We start from the raw sequence: 19,019 nt of genomic DNA, 5'->3' as shown, positions 1-19,019 counted from the left end.
AGATAAGCATATATACAAGAAAAAATAACTTCCTAATGATTCATATGGCAGACGGATCGGGCGTAGATATACAGGAGGACGTGCCGGTAAGCGATTTTTCCAAGTACCTCTTAGACCGGGTACGACAGCTGGAAGAGCGTAATGTCCGACTGAAGGAGGAGTACCGCAAGATCGAGCTGGAAAAAAAATCCGTCGAGAACAAGAAGGTCCAGTATGAGCGGGAGAACCGTAAGCTGACGGCCGAGCTGGACCGGCTTAAGACCCCGCCGTTGTTAGTCGGCACCGTAGTTGACGTGATGGCGAATAATAAACTGGTCATCAAATCGTCCAGCGGGCCGAAATTTGTCGTTAATTCGTCTCAATTCATTAACTCGAAAGATATATTCCCGGGAGCGAAGGTGGCCCTGAACCAGCAGTCGCTCGCGGTCATCGAGGTGCTGCCCCCGGTGAAGGACCCGATGGTGCTGGGCATGGAGGTCATCGAGGCCCCCAACATCGATTACCAGAACATCGGCGGCCTTGAGGACCAGATCAATGAGATCAAGGAAACCGTGGAGCTGCCGCTGCTGAAGCCCGAACTGTTCGAGAAGGTCGGCATTCAGCCGCCTAAGGGCGTATTGCTTTATGGCCCGCCGGGTACCGGCAAGACCCTGCTGGCCAAGGCCGTGGCCCACAGCACTAAGGCCTCGTTCATCCGTATTATCGGCTCGGAGCTGGTCCAGAAGTACATAGGCGAAGGCGCCCGGATGGTGCGTGAGCTCTTCGAGCTCGCCAAGGAGAAATCGCCTTCGATCATCTTCATCGACGAGATCGACTCGATTGGCGCAAAGCGCCTGGATAGCATCACTTCCGGTGACCGTGAGGTACAGAGGACCCTGGTGCAATTGCTCGCCGAAATGGATGGGTTTGACCCGAGAGGTAACGTGCGTATCCTGGCGGCCACGAACAGGCCGGACATCCTCGACCCCGCGCTGCTGAGGCCGGGCAGGTTCGACCGCATCATCAAGGTGCCGATGCCCAACGCCGAGGCGAGGACTGAGATCCTCAAGATACACGCCCGGAGGATGAACCTGGCGGACGACGTGAACCTCAAGAAGATCGGCCAGATGACCGACGATACGAGCGGCGCTGACCTTTCCGCCATCGTGATGGAGGCGGGCATGTTCGCCATCCGCGGTAACCGGGACATCGTCACGAACGACGACTTCACCCAGGCCATGCAGAAGGTGCTGGGCGAGCGCAACAAGAACCTGACCGAAATGAATATGACGGTGTTCGCCTGAGGGCGACACCATTTTTACTATTTTTAATGATATTGCTATGTTGAATTAGCCTCATTTATTTTAGCATCTCCGTTTTAAGCCCGCGAAGCCTGGTTAAGTCCGCGAAGACTGTTTCGAGCCCGAAGGCCGCGAAGCTTACGCGAAGACCGCGAAGATTCATTCAAAGATAATTTAAAATTCAAATGGATTAGGCGCTATATTATAATTAATTCTTTAAGATAGTCTTCGCGGTCTTCGCGTAAGCTTCGCGGCCTTCGGGCTCGAAATAGTCTTCGCGGACTTATGCATCTTAGCGGGCTTTTCAGCACAGGCGTGTGGATAGAAAATGGCACAGTAAATACAATATAGCATATGCTAATGGCCAATGAAAAAGAAGAAATAAAGGCCTTTTTACATCTTTCGCTGAATGACCGGAGTAACGTAATCCTTCATCTCGGGCAACCGCTTGATACACTCATTAATACGCGGGTAAATATCGTGCCTCGAGCTTACGATGATCACGTGAGCAGGGGGATGTATCCTTCCCAGCACATCGATGGCGACGCCAGCATCGTCGCTCAGGGCCACGAGAGCCGCTGACTTACACTGCTTCTTGAGCGGTACTTTCATGACCTCTACAAGTATCTTATCCGCGACGTTAGGCGTCAGCTCTCTTGGACTAATGGCAAACGTCAAACCCCCATGCCTCTGCAAGTCCGATATAGCTGTGCTTAGTTTTACCGGGTCGTCGGCCCGAATTACAGCAAAAGATTCCATTTTTACCCCTTACTCGTAAGAGTAAGATGTTGTTTGACAATCCTTGGTAATAAATATATCTATTATGCAACATTTTTTAGGGTCGCGCGTCGATATCATATCATGCTTGTCGGGAATGACATCGCCCGTGCCGCCGGGATCGTGAAGACCGGCGGCGTCATCGCTTATCCTACGGAGACTGTCTATGGCATCGGCGCCCTTGCGACGGATGTCGGCGCCCTCCAGAGGGTTTATCAAATTAAGAATCGCCCGCTCAACCAGCCCCTATCGATCGCCGTCTCGAGCATGGAGATGCTCAAGAGCGTGGCGAAGGTCGAGTGCGAGGACTTTATATTGAAGTTTTTACCGGGGCCGGTGACCGTCATTCTAAAAAAGAATAAGATCCTGCCGGATATTTTGACCGCCCGCTCTAAGTATATTGGCATCCGCTGGCCCGACAATAAGATGGCTTTGGACCTGATAAATCAGACCGGGCCCATCGTGTCCACCAGCGCCAACCTGCATGGCGAAAAGGATCCGGTAAGGGCGGAAGAGGTAAAGATAGCCGTCGACTACGTGCTCGACGGCGGCCCTTGCAGGTACGGCGCTCCTTCGACGATCGTGGATCTCCACGAATATACTGTCGTGCGCAAGGGCATCATGTACGAGGAAGTCCGGCGGTACATGTACGGGTGCGGGTGCGCGACCGAAGATTAAGCCGGCCTGCCCACGGGCATCAGGTATAACGGCCGCTCGTTTTCGGACATACCGGCGGCCTTCTTTACCGCATCATCATAGAAAGCGCCTACGGCCACGGTGCCCAGCCCGAGCGCATGGGCCTGTAGATATACGTTCTGCGCCGAGTGACCGGCCTCCATGTGGACGTACTTTTCTCCTGCCGGGTATTTTACCGTCGTGCGCTCGAAGACTCCTGCTATAATGATGACGACGGCACCGTCCTTTATGGCCGATTGCCCGAGGGCGGCATCGCTTAAGGCGGCCCGGGCATCGCCCGCCTTGACAGGGGTTAGCTCATGGTCCACTGGTTTATACTTATATATCCCCGGCGTCAGCCCTTTGACGTTGCCAGCTGCCACATATACCTCCAGTGGATAGAGTGCGCCCGCCGACGGCGCCGTCCTGAAACCATCCGGATCAGTGATCCCCTGTGCCGCCCAGAGCAGTTGCGATACTTCGGCGATATCCAGGGGCGCATCCTTGAACTCCCTGACTGACCTTCTCCCGGCCAGTGCTTTTTCGACCGACATATTGCCATCATTCACCGGCGCAGGAAGCTTAATTGTATTGGAAGAAGAAACCGGCATTGTTGTTGCCTCGTTCGTAACAGGTGAAACACACCCGATGAATAAGATAAAGATAATAAAAAATGTCAAACGCCTCATACCATAGTTTTAAATTTTATACAGGGTCAAATAAATTTCAACCGGTATAGCCGGCCACCATCGACATACGGCAAAAATATAAGCCTCATAGCCCGATATCTAACACCATAATGCACATTTTTCTGGGGCTCGAGGCTCTACAAAGCTACGAGACGGCGGGCGATATCGTCAAGAAGGTAAGGAGGACCGTCACGCCTTCGATCAAAGAGGGCGCTAAGCTCCTCGACATCGCGACGCTCGTGGAGGAGGAGATCTCAAGCTCGGGCGCACGGCCGGCATTTCCCTGCACAGTCGCCGTCAACAATGTGGCATCGCATTACACGCCCTCCAGGGACGACGAGCGAGTGCTAAAAAAGGGCGACCTGGTCAAGGTCGACCTCGGGGCCTGCGTGGATGGGTACGTTGCCGATGCGGCTTTTACGGTCGAGATAGGGACACGCGAGCATGAGGCGCTCATCCTGGCCGTAAAAGAGACGCTTTTCGCGGGGATCGAGGTGATCAGGCCCGGGGTGCCTCTAAGCAAGATCGGCGGGACTATACACCATACCGCTGCGATGCGGGGTTTCAATGTCCTGAAGGACCTGCTGGGCCACAGCCTGGCCAGGAACTGCCTCCACGGAGGCCTGACCATTCCGCCTTATGACAACGGCTCGGAGCTCAAGATACGCGAGGGCGACGTGCTGGCCATCGAGCCGTTCCTCACGAAGGGGAATGGCATCATCGCCCGGATGGACGGAGGAAATATATACCAGCTATTGAGAAACGGCGAGATATACGCGCAGGGGCCCGAAGAGAAGGCGCTGCTGGCGTATATTAACGAACACTACGGCAGTTTCCCGTTCGCGGAACGCTGGCTGCCGGACTCCCGGGGGCTGCCCGGGCTTCTAAAGTCCGCCTGCGTCAAAGGCTTTCCCATGATGGTCGAGGCGGATAAGGCGCCCGTCGCCCAGGCTGAGGCCACCGTCATCGTCGCGCAGGATGGGCCTATGATCATTACGTGAGGTAAGAATATGAGGGTTAGACTGAGGGATTTCATCGAGACGAAGGAGCACTGGATATTCTCCGTCGTCGATTATTATTGTGGTGACGGTGTCCGTTGTTTATTGCGTTATGTTCCCGGCCCCGACGGGGAGCGTGTCCGGGATGGTATACGTTTTAAGAAGATGGGCTTCGATGAGGCCTACGCTTTCATTAAGGAGAATAAGCCCGAGTACATTGATGGTGTAATGGTGGTGCCGTTCGCCGACGTCGTGAAGCATTACCAGCCCCACGACGGCCTCGTTCGTATCCTTGATGCGGACCGCCGGGCGAAGAAGATGGTCGATGCCCTCGAGGGCGTGGACTTCGAGTGTATGGGCATCACGGGCTCGAAGCTCGTGGGCCTTGGCGCCGAGTCATCGGACGTCGATTTCGTGGTTTATGGTATCGAGTGGTTTAAGGCCCGGGACGCTTTACAGCGGGCCATCGCCGCCGGAAAGATCGACGCCATCGACGAGGCGGGCTGGGAAAAGATCTATAAGAAGAGGAAGCCGGAGCTGAACTTTGAGGAGTTCTACCTGCACGAGCGCCGCAAGGGTAACCGATGCCTGCTTGATGGAGTGCTGACGGACATGCTTTTCGTGCGCTCCTGGGACCAGATCGGGCCCCGCGTGCCCATCGGTCACAGCCTCGGCGTGAAGACCATCACTGCGAAGGTCACCGATGCGGAGTTCGCCTTCGACAGCCCGGCCATATACCAGGTCGATCACCCGGAGATCAAGGCCGTATTGTCGTTCACGCATACTTATGCCGGCCAGGCGCTGGCCGGGGAGACCATCGAGGCCTGCGGGCGGATGGAGGAGTATCCTGACGGTAAAAAGGTGCTCGTCATCGGCACGTCCAGAGAACCAAAGGGCGAATGGATTAAGTCTTTGACGCTACTCGAAAAAGCCGATAAAAAGTAAGGTTGGAGCTATATGCCCGTATTATTTTTAATTTACCTGTACTGCCCTTTGTTTCTCACAGCAAAGTCCAATAATTCCGTGTTTATAATTTAATCGATTTTTCTAGCATGCATTTTGTATATTAGTTCGGTCGGTATCTCGAACCTCTCCAAAGGAATCAAACCACTAATTCTTTTTTAGATTTTACTCACTAAATCTCTAATTCTCTAGCTCACCGTCAACGCACGAACTCCCTAATCCACAGGGCAGTGCCCGAACTCTCGAAGCCTCAAACCCGAAAAGAAAGCTCTAAGGCTCGAATTCACGTTTGAAACGCTAAACGACATAGCGCGAACACTCTAATGCTCGGCTAAATCGCCAACGCCACTAATACCCAAAAGTACTGGGGAACGACCGGGCTTTTAGGGTGTTTGTGCATGGCTGTTTCGGGTTTCAAACGTGATTTAGAGCCTTAGAGCTTTCTTTTCGGGTTAGCGCGTTAGAGAATTAGAGCACTGCCCTGTGTATTAGAGAGTTCGGGCATTGACCGTGTGCTAGAGCATTCGAGGCTTAGTGAGTAAAATTCTAAAGAAGAATTCGAGGTTTAATTCCTTTGGAGGGGTTCGAGATACCAACCGAACAAATCAACGCCAACAGGAAAACTCAGCATAAGCTAAAACGAACGCTACGAACACGAATTTGTGAGTATAAGCAATTACATGAGAGGCAAGGAACTAATGGACTTTATGGTATAACTGATACCTGAACATGCATATGTTCACAGTAAAAAAAGAAGAAAACCGGCTTTAATAGCCGTACATCTCGGCCTTGACCTTCTCGAGCGCGGCGATGCGCTTCTCGAGGGGCGGGTGCGAGGAGAACAGCTCCATAAAGGCGCCGCCGGTCGGCGAGATACACAACGCCTTCGCGGACTCCAGGCCCATGGCATCCTCCTTGCGGTATTCGCCGCCGGAGATCTTTTTCAGGGCGCTGATAAGACCGTCAGGGTTCTTCGTGGCCAGCGCGGAGCCCCTGTCGGCGCCGTACTCCCTGTAACGGGAAACGGTGTTAATGATGATCAGGCCGATGGTATTCGAGAAGAGCATCGATACGAACCACGCCGCCATGCTTGCCCCGAAGTTATTCTCGTCCCGGGAGAACAGCATGGTGAAAGCGAAGTACACGATGTAGCTGATGACGGACACGATGAAGCTGGCGAAGGTGACCACGAACATGTCCCGGTTCTTAACGTGGGAAAGCTCATGGGCCAGAACGCCCTCCATCTCCTTCTCGTTGAGACGGTTCAGGATGCCGGTCGTGACGGCCACGACGGAGTGCTTGTAGTTACGGCCCGTGGCAAAGGCGTTGGGCATGTCATTCTGTACGACGGCGATCCTGGGCTTCGGGATGCCCATCTCGGCCGAAAGGTTCTCGACGATGCGGTGAAGCCGGGGGGCCTCATTCTCTTCCAGTATACGGGCGCCCGTAGACCAGAGCACGAGCTTGTCCGAGAAGAAGTACTGTATGAACAGGAATCCGCCTGAAAGTAACGCGATCAGGTACGCGTTGACCCCCAGCGCCCACAGGAAGGCGATGGCGATCATGAAGAGTATGAATAGAGCACCGTATACGATGATCTTTCGAAGGGTCATACCCCAGTCTATTACCATTTTAGTATCATCCCGGTGATATTTCAAGTGGGCGGCGATAAATACTTTGCCATTTAAGAGCAACGCTTTTTCCTTAGTAGATTAATTATTATGGATTTCCTGGACAATTGTAATAAAAGACGCTAATCGTCAAGTATTTATACTGACAACATTAACCTGTAGTGACGGACCGGGCCGTGACATGAGAAGCAATGCCGCGGCAGGCGCATCATAAGATCAAGCAAGGTAGAACATGGAAATGACAGACTCGATAATTCAACCCATATCACACACTGAGAGCAATGTGACTGATGCTGCCCCGTTCAGGGCGCAGGAGAAGGATGACGAGCTGCTGGACGCTTACTCCAGGGCGGTCGTCGGCGTCGTTGACAGGGTCAGCCCGGCGGTCGTGAACGTTTATATCAGCCGGAAGGCCCCGCGCCCGATTTATGGCCAGGAAGAGATGCAGGGCGGCGGCTCAGGTTTCATATTCACGCCGGACGGATTCATTCTTACGAACAGCCACGTCGTCCACGAGGCCTCAAAGATCGACGTCACGCTGTACGACGGCCGGCAGTTCCCGGCGCGCATCATCGGCGACGACCCGGATACCGACCTGGCCGTCATCAAGATCGACGCCCAGGACCTGTCCTTTGCCGAATTAGGCGATTCCGGGGCGCTTCGCGTCGGCCAGCTTGTCATCGCCATCGGGAACCCGTTCGGCTTTAACTGTACCGTCACGTCGGGCGTCGTGAGCGCGCTGGGCAGGTCGCTCCGGACCGGCTCCGGCAGGCTCATCGACGACGTCATCCAGACCGACGCCGCGCTGAACCCCGGTAACTCCGGCGGCCCGTTAGTAAATTCCAGGGGAGAGATCATCGGCGTCAACAGCGCCGTTGTGCTTCCCGCCCAGGGCATCTGCTTCGCCATACCGTCGAGCATCGCGAAATTCGTCGCCGCCGCCCTCATCCACGATGGCCGCATACGCCGCAGCTGGATCGGCATATCCGGCCAGAACGTGGCCCTCAAGCCCGAAATCGTAAAAAGCAAGGGCCTCCCGGCGAGCCAGGGCGTGCTCGCAGTGGCCGTCGAGCGGTATAGCCCCGCGGAAAGGGCCGGGCTGGCGCCGGGCGACGTCATCGTGGGCATGGATGAGCACCCGATAAAGAGCATCGACGACCTGCATAAGCTCCTCACCGAGGAGTATATTAACAAGAAGGCACGCCTGACCGTGCTGCGGCGCTTCGATAAGCTCTCGCTGGACATCGTGCCGGCCGAGATGCCGCCACGCTAAAAATAGTTTGGGGGACACAGTCCCCTGTACTTATTTTTCCTTCTTATTCCACACGTGGACTACCCACGCCAGCGAAGCCACCGTCGCCACGATCGTCGTGACGAGCAGCAGCGGCATGTACCAGCCCGGCTGAGCATTCGCATCCATGAACACGCCGCTCCCGGCGATGGTGGCGATCGTATTCGGCACGAGCGCTGCCGTGCCCAGCACCGTCAAATAGGCGGTAACGAGCGCAAAGCGGTTATTCATCGTCTGGAGCTGGTTATTGTAGATGCTCTGCATGACCTCGAGGCCGGAGGAGAGCACGTTCGACATCTGCTCAGAAAGCTCGATGTGCCGGTCGATGTTGATGGACAATATCCCGATGCGGTCGAGCAGCTTCTCATCATCCGTAATAAGGTCGGCGTCGCCGTACTGCAGCGAATCGACCACGTCCTTGATGGCCCAGAGAACGTTCAGATAGGTGATCAGGATATGCTTCATGTCGTAAATGGACCGGGCCAGCTCCTTCTTGCTGATGTTCTCATCGATGAGCTGCTTGCTGATGTCGTCGCCGTGCTTCTCGATCTCACGCAAATATTCGAAATTGCGGTCGTTGTTCTCGTCGATGATACGCTCGAGGATGAGCGTGATCTTGTCCTGTGTGGACGTGGGCTTGAGCTTCTTGATGAACGTCTGCGAATAGCGGGCGAACTTGGCCAGGCCCGGAACGTTCTCGTTATGCACGGTCATGATGAAATTGGCCCGGGTCAGGATGACCAGACGGTGCACGGTCATGTCCAGGTCGTCGATCTTGACCACGGGGAGCATGATGCCCAGTTCCGTATCCGAGTCCTCATAAGCGGAATAGAAGCCGGACAGCATCTTAGAGATGGGCGTCAGGACAAAGCCCGTGGACTGGGCAATCTTATCGAGGTCCTTTTCCAGGTCCTTCGTCGAATAGTCGATCCAGACGACACTCGCGTCCTTTGCGAACGCCATGTACTCGTCAAGGCACTTATCGGCCGTCTTATCGACACGCCCGTCAAGCTTCAGCGCGACGGCGAAGTTGGCGGGAGGCTTTACGATGGCCTGTGGCTGCGGTGCTGCCGGAATATCCAAAAAGAACGCCTCCGAACAGTAACAGTTGGCTACTTTAAACATAATATAGTTATTCGTGCCCGAAAAAAAGTATATAAAAGGCTGATCAGCGCCTGCCGTACTTCCTGTAGATGAAGAACAGGCCCACTGCCACAACGATAAGGACACCGGTCCCTATATAGGGTATGTAGGACTCGGTGTTGACCGTGATGCGGTAGTCCTTTTCCTTTTCCGCCTGGTCGCTCTTTACGACCACGTTCAACTCGTAGTCGCTCGCCACGATGTTGCCGGGAGACTGGACGGTCATGGTGAACGTCTGCGTATCGCCCGCCTTGATGCTGTTCGTCCTGTTAGGCGAGGTCTGGACGAGCCAACCCTGCGGCGCCTGCACGTCGAGGTAGACGTTCGTCAGGGCCGAGCCCTGGCCGGTATTGGATACGTAGAGCACGATATCGAACGTTTCCCCGGGCTTCGTATCATAGGCGAGCTTCGAGCTCACCACGTTCATGGCGGTGCCGCTCTTCAAAGTCAGCGCCAGTTCCTTAGCGATGGTCAGGTTGTCGGGGGTCGTGACGACCGACGTGAAGTTAAAATCGCCCGCGCTGACGCTGTACGGGGGCACGATCTCCAGCACGAGGTCCTTTTCGGATGACGCCGGCATGACCACTTCGGATATTTCCTCGGAGCTCGCGGCGCTCTCCTTGAACCGGGCGTACCAGTTCTCGGGAAGCCCCGCCACCGAAAGCCTGTACGTGTTCTCCTTCGCCTGCACGTTCTTGATGTGCAGGTCGTACGTGATCTTATCGCCTATCGAGGCGATCTTCGAGCCCACCTTATACGATACGTCGGCGGACTGGTTGGCGCTCGTAATGTCCACGAACACCTCGAGCCGGATATTGTCGACGTAAGCGGTGACCTTTTGCTCGCCCTTCGGCGTGTTGCCCCAGGTCTGCACCATGAGCTCGACAGTCCTCGACTGCTTCGCCGGGACGCTGATCTTGTACACGCCCTTATTGCCGTACTCGAACCAGGTCTTCCAGCTTATCTCGCTGAAGGAGTCCAGCGTGTAAATGTGGTCGGAGTCGTCGTTGTTCTGGATCACGACGGGGAAGGAGACCACGTCTCCTCCGAGAGCCGTTTGTCCCGGGATGTCGCAGGAGACTTTTGTGCCCGAAGTGGACGCACCACTCGAGCCGCCGGGTTTCGCCACGTCAACGTATACCTGGTTTCCCTCGATATGGTCGATATAAACTCTCAGCATCCCCGGGTAATACAGCGAGCTGCCCACGACCACGTTCCTCGGCGTCTTGAATTGCTGGGGGACCGTGGCGCCGCTCAGCGTGACGTTGACCGTGTTGCTCCCGTTGACGATGTCGAACCGTATGTAATAATCGCCGGCGCGGCTCGTCTCGCCGCTCTGCATCGGCCCCGAAAGCACCGTCGTATAGCTGTCGTCGGCGACCGCCGGCACGATCAGCGTGCCAAGCACCAGGCAAAGCGCCAGCAGCGCCGAAAATACTCTCCCGATCATCTGATATCCGACCTCATGAATATTACATAAGATATGGCCAGGGGCAATATAAGCTCTACCAGCATGGCCAGGATGTTCGTCCAGACCGAGGCCAGCGAGTCCATCAGGGTCGGAGTTTTGTACGGGTTATAGGCATAGTCGACCGCCATCAGGGGCATTGGCTTCATGTCGGTCTTATACAGGATGGCGTACGAGATGCGGTCGCCGAAGTCGTGAAGTGGCGATATGGTGTTGATCGCCTCGATGATCTGGTTCTTCTTCTCGTAGTATTCCTGGATCTCCGGGTTCCATCCGATGATCTTGGAGCTTTTTACGGCGCTAGTGGCATTGACGCCCTCCCTGAGTATATTTACGTCATCGCCGGGCATCTCCGTGTATTCAGGCACCGGTCCCATGATAGCGTCGGCGATAGTGCCGGAAAAGTTGGTGACAGAGAACATCAGCACCACGATGCCCAGCACGTAGAGGATGGATAGCGCAGAGCTCTTCGCGACCGTAGAGGTCATGGTGGCGATGGCGAAGAATACGCCCGAGTAGAGCAGCGCCATCAGGAAGTAGGCGCCTACACGGAGCAGGTCTTCCCCGCCCGGCACGATGCCGAAGAACAGCATGATCGCGATGGTGACCAGGAACATCGAGCACATGACCACGATGAGCACGGCCAGCGAGCCGAGCAGCTTACCATTGATGACCGAGTCCCTGTAGACCGGATGAGAGAGCAGCGACTTGAGCGAGCCCTCCTCCTTTTCCCTGGTGATCAGGTCGAACCCGAGGGCCACCGAGAGCACGAGCCCGATGAGCACGAGATACTGGTTCATGCTCATGAACACGTAGAGCACGGAAGGCATGGGGGGATTGATCATCATATCAAGCTGGTACCGGAGCGAGTCGATCTCTTCCTGCGACAGGCCGTTCGCTTCAGCCTCCGCGATCTGCTTCTGGAGGCTGGCCACCTGCTCTTTATACCAGTCCTGCTGCGCGTTCTCCGCAGTCTGCTTCTTGTAATTGTCCAGGGACTCGTTGTACTGGGACATGCCGCCGGCCATGCTAATCACGGCCACGAGCATGAGCACGGCGAAGATCACGATAAATCTCTTACTGGTAAGGTGGTCCCTGAACTCCTTTCCGGCGACGATCAGTTCCGGCCTCATTTAATCACCTCTGTATACGGATTCGAGGAATATCTCCTCGAGCGACCTCTCTTCTACCCGCAATTCCCTGATGCGGAAGCTTTTATGGTATAATTCGTCCGAGATGCTGTCCCGTATGTCCTCGGATGCCTGGAGGATGGCGCTGCCGTTGTTGTATGTGGCCTGGAGGATACGGGGGTCGGTCAGGCGGGGCATGTCGCCGATGACCTTGACGACGATGGTCACGCCTTCGCTCTTGCTCATCTTCTTCCGGACCTCGTCGGGCGTGCCGTGGGCGATCAGCTTGCCTTTAGAGATGATGCCGATGGTGTTGCACACGTGCCGCACCTCCTCGAGGATGTGGGACGAGAAGAATATGGTCTTGCCCTGCTTCGATATGTCCTTGATGATGTTCCTGAACTGGACGACGCCCTGCGGGTCGAGGCCGTTCGTGGGCTCGTCGAGGAAGACGACTTCGGGGTCGTTCAGGAGAGCCTGCGCCAGCCCGAGGCGCTGCTTCATGCCCCGCGAGTATGAGCCCACGGGCTTTTCGACCTTGCCCAGGCCGACGTACCCGATCAGCTCGCCGATGCGCTTATCGGCGTCCGCGTCCTTCATGGCGTAAAATCGTGAAAAGTACTTGAGGTTCTGGCGGGCCGTCAGGTTCCCGTAGAAGCCGACGCCGTCGGGCAGGTATCCGGTGATACGCTTGGCTTCTAGCGGGTTACGGGTCACGTCTACGTCCCGGACGAAGCACTTGCCGGCAGAAGGCTCTATGAGGCCCACCATCATGCCGATGGTCGTGGTCTTGCCGGCGCCGTTCGGGCCGATGAAGCCATAGACCTCGCCCTTCCCTACGGTCAGCTCGAGGCCGTCCACGGCGTTTACCCCGTCGTACGTTTTCGTGAGGTTTTCCGTTTTGATCATGTCCATAATCGGTCATGACCTTATTCGAGCGGTTATTATATAAGAATTATTTAAGCTACAGAATGACCCGTAGTCTAATAAGTCGACATCGACCGCCGCCGGCCATAAAAATATAATTATATGGCAATCACCTGTACAGTAACCGAAAGAACTATGGAAAAACCGCTTATTCTATAACACATATATATCAATTTACAAAATTCAAAAACTATTTCTAGGGACAATTTAATATGCAAGAACAAAATTTTACATTCCATAATCAGGAAGGATACATCGTTGCACAGGATCGTCAGGAAAATTGAGCTTGCTTCCGGTACTACTTTATTTGAAGTGGAAGCGCCGGACGTGGCCCGTAAGGCAAGGCCGGGCCAGTTCGTCATTGTCCGCATCGATGATGCGGGCGAGCGCATTCCCTTAACAATTGCCGATTATGATGGCGGTAAGGGTACCGTCACGCTTGTGGCCCTTTCCATCGGTAAGACGACTACGATGCTTTCCCGTTTGGAGGAAGGCGACTCGATACTGGACCTGGCCGGCCCGCTGGGGAACCCGGCAGAGATGATCGAGAACGGCACCGTGGTTTGCATTGGCGGAGGTTTAGGTATAGCTCCCATTTATCCCATTGCCCGGGAGCTGAAGGCGAAGGGCAATAAAGTCATTTCGATCATCGGGGCCAGAACTGCATCGCTGTTGTTCTGGGAGGAAAAGATGCGCGCGGTGAGCGACGAGCTGCACATCGTCACGGACGATGGCACAGCGGGGCGAAAAGGCTTTGCAGTTCATCCCCTGATGGACCTGATTAACGCCGGGGTCAAGCTCGACCGCGTTATGATCATCGGCTCCGCGATCATGATGAAGGTCACGGCGGAGGCGACCCGGCCCCATGGAGTAAAGACTATCGTGAGTTTGAACCCTATCATGGTGGACGGTACGGGCATGTGCGGCTCTTGCCGCGTCACAGTCGGCGGCAAGGTCAAGTTCGCCTGCGTCGACGGGCCTGAATTCGATGGGCACCAGGTCGACTTCGACGAGCTGATGGCCCGGCTAAGGATGTATATGGACCAGGAAAAACTGGCCCTGGAAAAATATACTCACCAGATCGAGGGGGTGCCGGCGTGCCTAAGCTCCCATCCGCAAAAATAGACCGCCGCAGGCGCATGCCCATGAAAGAGCAGGCGCCGTCGGAGAGGACGAAGAACTTCGCCGAAGTCGCACTCGGGTATACGGGCGAAGAGGCCATGAAAGAGGCCCAGCGCTGCCTGCAGTGTGACGCCCCGATGTGTAAAGAGGGCTGCCCCGTGGGCATCGATATCCCGAAGTTCGTCCACGAGACGGCAGAGGGCCGTTTTGATGAGGCCCTTAAGACGCTTAAAGATACGAATAATTTACCGGCTATCTGCGGGCGGGTGTGCCCCCAGGAGTCCCAGTGTGAGAAGAAATGTATCCTGGGTATGAAATGGAATCCCCTGGCCATTGGTAGGCTTGAGCGCTTTATCGCTGACCGCGATGAGGCGATTACCAGTGTCGATATTACCACGAACGGCCGTAAAGTTGCTGTCGTGGGCTCGGGACCCGCCGGGTTAACAGCGGCAGCAGACCTTGCCCGTATGGGCTATTCTGTCACTATTTTCGAGGCGCTGCATAAGCCGGGCGGAGTGCTGGTATATGGTATCCCCGAGTTCAGGCTGCCCAAGGCCATCGTGGAAAAAGAGGTCGAATACGTCAAAGGCCTGGGCGTCGAGATACGCCTCAACAGTATCATTGGTAAGACTATTACGATCGATGAGATCTTCGCTCAGGGCTATGAGGCCGTGTTCGTCGGCAGCGGCGCCGGCCTGCCAACGTTCATGCACATTCCGGGCGAGAACCTGAATGGCGTGTACTCGGCTAACGAGTTCTTAACGCGTGTTAATTTGATGAAGGCGTTCCTGTTCCCCGAATATGATACGCCCCTGAAGCGCGGCAAGAGTGTGGCCGTGGTGGGCGGAGGAAACGTTGCTATGGATGCGGCCCGTACTGCGAAGCGCCTGGGCGCAGAGCACGTCTACCTCATTTACCGCAGGGGCGAGGAGGAGATGCCTGCCCGGCGTGAGGAGTTAGAACACGCTAAGGAAGAGGGCATCGAATTCAAGCTCTTAATGAACCCGACGAAAATCATCGGCGATGATAAGCGAAACGTCAAGGCCATCGAGTGCGTCTGTATGGAGCTGGGCCCGCCGGACGAGAGCGGCCGACGCTCACCCGTCTGCAAAGAGGGCTCGGAAACGACGCTGGACGTCGATACGGTCATCATCGCCATCGGCACGTCGCCCAACCCGCTCATCGTGAAGACCACGCCAGGCTTGAAGACCGGAAAGCACGGCGTCCTCGAAGTGGAGCCCTACACGTTCAAGACGTCCCGCGAAGGCGTGTTCGCCGGAGGGGATATCGTGTCCGGGGCGGCTACGGTCATCAGCGCTATGGGACAGGCGAAGGAAGCCGCCAGGGCTATTGACGAATACATTCAAAATAAAGATAACTAATTTTTTGGGGCTGTACTAGATTAGAGTTTTATATATCCCCCCACAGCCTCAACGTTTCGAGTTGTTGCCTGGGTGTTCCGTAATTAAAGATGAACTCAGATTTCGACGAGCCACCGAGTGTAGCTCAGCCGCCCCAGCCGTTGACAATCCGCCGAATATCCAGCTGCCTCACATCACCGCGCCATCAGCGCGAACACGCCCCATCCAAGGTATTCGCGCGTGTACGCGGCGTAGCGTTTTGGTTCCGAAGTCAGTTTGGCTCGGACATCTTTCGCGAAGTCGTCGTCGGGATTCGATTCGAGCCATCGGCGCATGGTGAGCCACTTGGCCGCCTCGTACCTATCCCAGCCTTCTTGGCCAGCCAGAACCATTTCCACAACGTCGTAGTCGAGGTCGCCGAAAGACGCGAGAAGGTCTGGAAGCAAGAGAAAGTCGGAGATAGAATTGGCAGTGCATCCCTTGGCAACGTCTTCCGTCGGTGGTAACTGCCGCCAGTAGGGCTCGCCGATGAGGATGATCCCTTCGGAGCGGAGACTCTTCGCCAGAAGCTCGATGGTGCCGGCGACTCCCCCACCGATCCACGTGGCACCGAGACAGGCTGCCACACCGACCTTTTCGTCGGCGACGTAGCCGACAGCGTCGCCGTGGATGAACTTGACTCGATCGGCGATTCCGAGTTCTTCAGCTCGGAGTTTCGCTTGCTCGGTGAACAATTGGCTCATGTCAATGCCGACGCCGATGATTCCGTAATCGCGTGCCCAGGTGCACAGCATCTCGCCCGAACCGCTGCCGAGGTCGAGCACACGAGTCCCCGATTCCAGGCGCAACGCTGCGCCGAGAGTGGCGAGCTTTTCTGGTGTGAACGGGTTATGGATGCGGTGAGCACTTTCGGTAATGTTGAAGATACGTGGGATGTCCAATGCAAGAACTCCTTTTACTAAGTTGTGTAATAACTGGAATATACCCTTTGTGATTGTTGTAGATAAGGGTTTTAGATGTCACACCACAGCCTCAACGTTTCGAATTGTTGCCTGGGTGTTCCATAATTAAAGATGAACTCCCACTCTTTCAAAAACAGCGGGAAAGAATCCGTGTGGATATCAATCAAATTAGCTGCTGATCTGGCGGTAACTTCCAGCGCGAAATATTCAAGCAGCTTAAGTTGAGTATTTTTCTTTAATTTACAATTGTTAGCTTCATTTTCATAGATTAGCACAGTGGCTAATCTAGTACAGCCGCAATTTTTTTATTTTTGTGTTCATTATTTTGTATGGCCGGATATTTAGCTGTACGATATCGAAAGCGAGCGGCAGTCAGTTGGTTGATCGTTAGAGAGAGGCTATATATCCGCTTTTAATTACATTGTAGAAGGCGATCTGGGGGCGTCGCCTTCCAGGGCGGGTCGGATATGATAAGGACGGAAAGCCTGACGAAGGTTTACAACAAAGTGAAGGCCGTCGATTCGATCGACATCAACATCGAAAAGGGCCAGGTTTGCGGCTTCGTGGGCCCCAACGGGGCGGGCAAGACGACCACGATCGGCATGCTCGCCGGCCTCATCGAGCCGACCGGCGGCAAGTGTTTTATCAAGGACATCGAGGTCGCAAGGAACCCTATCCAGATCAAGCGCATGATAGGGTATTTGCCGGAAGGCGTCGGGTTTTACTCTAACCTGAGCGCACGGCAGAACTTGAGGTATTTAGCGAAATTTTATGGGCTGAAGGACGCCGAGTCTGAAGCTCGTATTACGGAATTGCTGGAGTACGCCGGGCTGAAGAACGTCGACAAGCCTGCGGGAGCTTTTTCCCGGGGCATGAGACAGAGGCTGGGCCTGGCCCGGGCGCTGCTGAACGACCCGGAGGTCATCTTTTTAGACGAGCCCACGAACGGCCTGGACCCCGAAGGGGTCATCCAGTTCCGCAAGATCATTAAAGAGCAGGCGGCAAAGGGCAAAACGATTTTTTTCTCTTCCCATATCCTGGATGAGGTGGAGCACGTCTGTAACACGATCTGCATCATCTCAAAGGGAAAGATCGTGACACAGGGCTCGCTGGACGATGTGAGAAATAAGATGCACAAGGACAAGCCCATGACCATTAAGATCAAAGTCATCGGCATGATGCCGAAGCTCACGGACCCTGGCATCATCGATGCCACGTATAATGATGGCTCGGCCACCCTTCGAGTCCAGTCCGACATAGTTAACGAAGTCGCCTCGGAGCTCATGAAGAGCGGAGTACGCATACGAGAGCTGAAGGTCGAGGAAGAATCCCTGGAGGACATATTCCTCGAGACCGTGTACCGGAGGGAATGACGTGGAATCCATATTTATCGTGGCCGAGAAAGAGCTCAAAGACCAGATAACGAGCAAGCGCTTCATCGCCATCCTTGCCATATTCATGCTGCTCGCCCTTTATGCCATGGTCACGGGCATGGAAAGCTACAATAAGAGCCTCCAGTATTACAAGAACGACGTGGCCTCAGATAATCCGTACCGGCAGGAGACCATTAACAGCATGCAAAAGCAAATTCAGGATGCGGAGGCGAGAGGGGCGTCGGCGCAAGAGATACAAAGCCTGAAGGATAGCCTGGAATATTATACGAATCCACCCATGCCATCGGTGCTGCAGGTATTCTCAAGCTTTGCGCTGCTGTTCTCCATCCTGGGCATGATATTGAGCGTTTCTATGGGGTTCGACCAGGTATCGAGGGAGAAGGAGGAGGGGACGCTTAAGACCGTGCTCTCCAGCCCTATGTACCGTGACGCGCTCATCAACGGTAAATCTCTGGGCGCGATTGTAACGCTGGCTATCGTCATCGCGGCGACATTCCTCATGACCATCGCAGTCATGCTGCTCTACGGGGTAGTGCCGGTAGCGGACGACCTTTTAAGGTTAGCCGTATTCTTCATCGCCGCCCTGCTCTACTGTACCGTGTTCTTCGCCATCGCCATGCTGATGTCCACGGTCGCTAAGAACTCGGCCATGGCCGTCATATTCACGATAGGGATCGTGTTCCTCATGCTCATATTCTCGATCCTCTCGTCGCTGATAGGTGTGACGGTTGCGGGATTCGTCCTGGGCCCGGAGCCTGATGCGCCGGTAGATCAAATGCCATATATCGTGAATACATCAACTACCGAGACGGTCGTCTATAAGAACGATACGGCCGGATCGATGGAGCCGGTGCCCATTCCGGTACCGACATATAGTCCCGAGACCGAGAAATACTACAATTACATGAACAAAAAGTTCCTGGTGTCCTCCCAGATATCCGACGTGCTCAACACGGTCTCGCCAATATACGACTTCAGCGGGTTCTTAGGCTTTGGAGGAAACAGCATCTCCGGGGCAATACTTTCCAAACAAAAGCCCTATGACCCGACGTCATCCTACTGGTCGCCGTACACGAAAACGATATCCGTCTGGGAGTCGCTCTCCTACGTCTGGACGAAGGTGCTCGGGCTTATCGTCGAGATCATCCTGGCATTCGGCCTGACGTATGTGGCGTTCATGAGGATGGACATCCGATAGCGCGGGAGAA

Annotated in this window: 17 protein-coding genes; 9 read left to right on the top strand and 8 right to left on the bottom strand. The window is 55.0% G+C overall.

Annotation, left to right across the window (positions count from 1 at the left end):
* Window positions 1–44: 44 nt before the first annotated feature.
* The gene (locus MCP_RS05130) at window positions 45–1,283 is read left to right on the top strand and encodes a proteasome-activating nucleotidase (RefSeq protein ID WP_012899753.1); all 1,239 of its coding nucleotides are present in this window, start codon (window positions 45–47) and stop codon (window positions 1,281–1,283) included.
* 390 nt (window positions 1,284–1,673) lie between these two features.
* Here the strand turns inward: MCP_RS05130 and MCP_RS05125 are convergent, their stop codons facing one another.
* Window positions 1,674–2,039 carry a DUF356 domain-containing protein gene (locus tag MCP_RS05125; RefSeq protein WP_012899752.1) on the bottom strand — a complete coding sequence of 122 codons (366 nt, stop codon included), beginning with the start codon at window positions 2,037–2,039 and terminating at the stop codon, window positions 1,674–1,676.
* 102 nt (window positions 2,040–2,141) lie between these two features.
* Here MCP_RS05125 and MCP_RS05120 point away from each other — a divergent pair, with 102 nt between their 5' ends.
* Window positions 2,142–2,735, top strand: coding sequence for an L-threonylcarbamoyladenylate synthase (locus MCP_RS05120; protein WP_012899751.1), 594 nt, complete (start codon window positions 2,142–2,144; stop codon window positions 2,733–2,735).
* Here MCP_RS05120 and MCP_RS05115 read toward each other — a convergent pair.
* Entirely contained in the window at window positions 2,732–3,286 is a 555-nt protein-coding gene (locus MCP_RS05115) for a SagB/ThcOx family dehydrogenase (protein WP_197525930.1), read from the bottom strand. The genes MCP_RS05120 and MCP_RS05115 overlap by 4 nt on opposite strands.
* A gap of 245 nt (window positions 3,287–3,531) precedes the next feature.
* Between MCP_RS05115 and map the strand changes: the two genes are divergently transcribed.
* Both map and MCP_RS05105 read left to right on the top strand, forming a co-directional pair.
* Window positions 3,532–4,422, top strand: coding sequence for a type II methionyl aminopeptidase (gene map / locus MCP_RS05110; RefSeq protein WP_012899749.1), 891 nt, complete (start codon window positions 3,532–3,534; stop codon window positions 4,420–4,422).
* A 9-nt stretch (window positions 4,423–4,431) separates the two neighbouring features.
* Window positions 4,432–5,364 (top strand): DNA polymerase subunit beta, encoded by a 933-nt coding sequence (locus MCP_RS05105; protein ID WP_012899748.1) that lies wholly within the window; start codon window positions 4,432–4,434, stop codon window positions 5,362–5,364.
* Window positions 5,365–6,149: 785 nt separating this feature from the next.
* On the opposite strand, the gene MCP_RS05100 is transcribed toward MCP_RS05105, so the two are convergent.
* The gene (locus tag MCP_RS05100) at window positions 6,150–7,013 is read right to left on the bottom strand and encodes a M48 family metalloprotease (RefSeq protein ID WP_012899747.1); all 864 of its coding nucleotides are present in this window, start codon (window positions 7,011–7,013) and stop codon (window positions 6,150–6,152) included.
* 283 nt (window positions 7,014–7,296) lie between these two features.
* Here MCP_RS05100 and MCP_RS05095 point away from each other — a divergent pair, with 283 nt between their 5' ends.
* Window positions 7,297–8,286, top strand: a complete 990-nt coding sequence (locus tag MCP_RS05095; protein ID WP_012899746.1) for a S1C family serine protease — start codon at window positions 7,297–7,299, stop codon at window positions 8,284–8,286.
* A 30-nt stretch (window positions 8,287–8,316) separates the two neighbouring features.
* On the opposite strand, the gene MCP_RS05090 is transcribed toward MCP_RS05095, so the two are convergent.
* The 4 genes from MCP_RS05090 to MCP_RS05075 all read right to left on the bottom strand — a co-directional run bounded on the left by MCP_RS05090 (window position 8,317) and on the right by MCP_RS05075 (window position 12,960).
* On the bottom strand, window positions 8,317–9,387 hold the full coding sequence (locus MCP_RS05090) for a CorA family divalent cation transporter (RefSeq protein WP_012899745.1): 1,071 nt from the start codon (window positions 9,385–9,387) through the stop codon (window positions 8,317–8,319).
* Window positions 9,388–9,472: 85 nt separating this feature from the next.
* Entirely contained in the window at window positions 9,473–10,897 is a 1,425-nt protein-coding gene (locus MCP_RS05085; protein WP_012899744.1) for a COG1470 family protein, read from the bottom strand.
* Window positions 10,894–12,048 (bottom strand): ABC transporter permease, encoded by a 1,155-nt coding sequence (locus tag MCP_RS05080; protein ID WP_012899743.1) that lies wholly within the window; start codon window positions 12,046–12,048, stop codon window positions 10,894–10,896. Before MCP_RS05080 ends, MCP_RS05085 begins: the two co-directional genes overlap by 4 nt.
* Window positions 12,049–12,960, bottom strand: a complete 912-nt coding sequence (locus MCP_RS05075) for an ABC transporter ATP-binding protein (protein ID WP_012899742.1) — start codon at window positions 12,958–12,960, stop codon at window positions 12,049–12,051.
* A gap of 270 nt (window positions 12,961–13,230) precedes the next feature.
* Between MCP_RS05075 and MCP_RS05070 the strand changes: the two genes are divergently transcribed.
* A complete protein-coding gene (locus MCP_RS05070; RefSeq protein ID WP_012899741.1) occupies window positions 13,231–14,097 on the top strand; it encodes a sulfide/dihydroorotate dehydrogenase-like FAD/NAD-binding protein in 867 nt (288 codons plus the stop codon).
* Between the two features lie 14 nt (window positions 14,098–14,111).
* Window positions 14,112–15,476, top strand: coding sequence for an NADPH-dependent glutamate synthase (gene gltA, locus MCP_RS05065; RefSeq protein WP_128567046.1), 1,365 nt, complete (start codon window positions 14,112–14,114; stop codon window positions 15,474–15,476).
* A 173-nt stretch (window positions 15,477–15,649) separates the two neighbouring features.
* On the opposite strand, the gene MCP_RS05060 is transcribed toward gltA, so the two are convergent.
* A complete protein-coding gene (locus MCP_RS05060; protein WP_012899739.1) occupies window positions 15,650–16,396 on the bottom strand; it encodes an SAM-dependent methyltransferase in 747 nt (248 codons plus the stop codon).
* A gap of 488 nt (window positions 16,397–16,884) precedes the next feature.
* On the opposite strand from MCP_RS05060, the gene MCP_RS05050 reads away from it, so the two are divergent.
* Window positions 16,885–17,790: an ABC transporter ATP-binding protein gene (locus tag MCP_RS05050; RefSeq protein WP_012899737.1), complete on the top strand. Its 906-nt coding sequence runs from the start codon at window positions 16,885–16,887 to the stop codon at window positions 17,788–17,790.
* Window position 17,791: 1 nt separating this feature from the next.
* The gene (locus tag MCP_RS05045; RefSeq protein WP_012899736.1) at window positions 17,792–19,009 is read left to right on the top strand and encodes an ABC transporter permease; all 1,218 of its coding nucleotides are present in this window, start codon (window positions 17,792–17,794) and stop codon (window positions 19,007–19,009) included.
* The last annotated feature ends 10 nt before the right edge of the window (window positions 19,010–19,019 follow it).

This window comes from Methanocella paludicola SANAE (genome assembly GCF_000011005.1).
Taxonomy (GTDB): Archaea; Halobacteriota; Methanocellia; order Methanocellales; family Methanocellaceae; genus Methanocella; species Methanocella paludicola.
Note: the sequence above shows the minus strand (reverse complement) of the source record. Positions and strands in the feature narration are given on the sequence as shown.

Excerpts from the sequence above, each read along its gene's own strand:
- MCP_RS05050 (WP_012899737.1), top strand. The coding sequence starts at position 16,885 with ATGATAAGGACGGAAAGCCTGACGAAGGTTTACAACAAAGTGAAGGCC.
- MCP_RS05115 (WP_197525930.1), bottom strand. The coding sequence starts at position 3,286 with ATGTCGGTCGAAAAAGCACTGGCCGGGAGAAGGTCAGTCAGGGAGTTC.
- MCP_RS05085 (WP_012899744.1), bottom strand. The coding sequence starts at position 10,897 with ATGATCGGGAGAGTATTTTCGGCGCTGCTGGCGCTTTGCCTGGTGCTT.
- MCP_RS05105 (WP_012899748.1), top strand. The coding sequence starts at position 4,432 with ATGAGGGTTAGACTGAGGGATTTCATCGAGACGAAGGAGCACTGGATA.
- MCP_RS05100 (WP_012899747.1), bottom strand. The coding sequence starts at position 7,013 with ATGGTAATAGACTGGGGTATGACCCTTCGAAAGATCATCGTATACGGT.
- MCP_RS05080 (WP_012899743.1), bottom strand. The coding sequence starts at position 12,048 with ATGAGGCCGGAACTGATCGTCGCCGGAAAGGAGTTCAGGGACCACCTT.
- MCP_RS05125 (WP_012899752.1), bottom strand. The coding sequence starts at position 2,039 with ATGGAATCTTTTGCTGTAATTCGGGCCGACGACCCGGTAAAACTAAGC.
- MCP_RS05120 (WP_012899751.1), top strand. The coding sequence starts at position 2,142 with ATGCTTGTCGGGAATGACATCGCCCGTGCCGCCGGGATCGTGAAGACC.
- MCP_RS05075 (WP_012899742.1), bottom strand. The coding sequence starts at position 12,960 with ATGGACATGATCAAAACGGAAAACCTCACGAAAACGTACGACGGGGTA.
- MCP_RS05130 (WP_012899753.1), top strand. The coding sequence starts at position 45 with ATGGCAGACGGATCGGGCGTAGATATACAGGAGGACGTGCCGGTAAGC.
- gltA (WP_128567046.1), top strand. The coding sequence starts at position 14,112 with ATGCCCATGAAAGAGCAGGCGCCGTCGGAGAGGACGAAGAACTTCGCC.
- map (WP_012899749.1), top strand. The coding sequence starts at position 3,532 with ATGCACATTTTTCTGGGGCTCGAGGCTCTACAAAGCTACGAGACGGCG.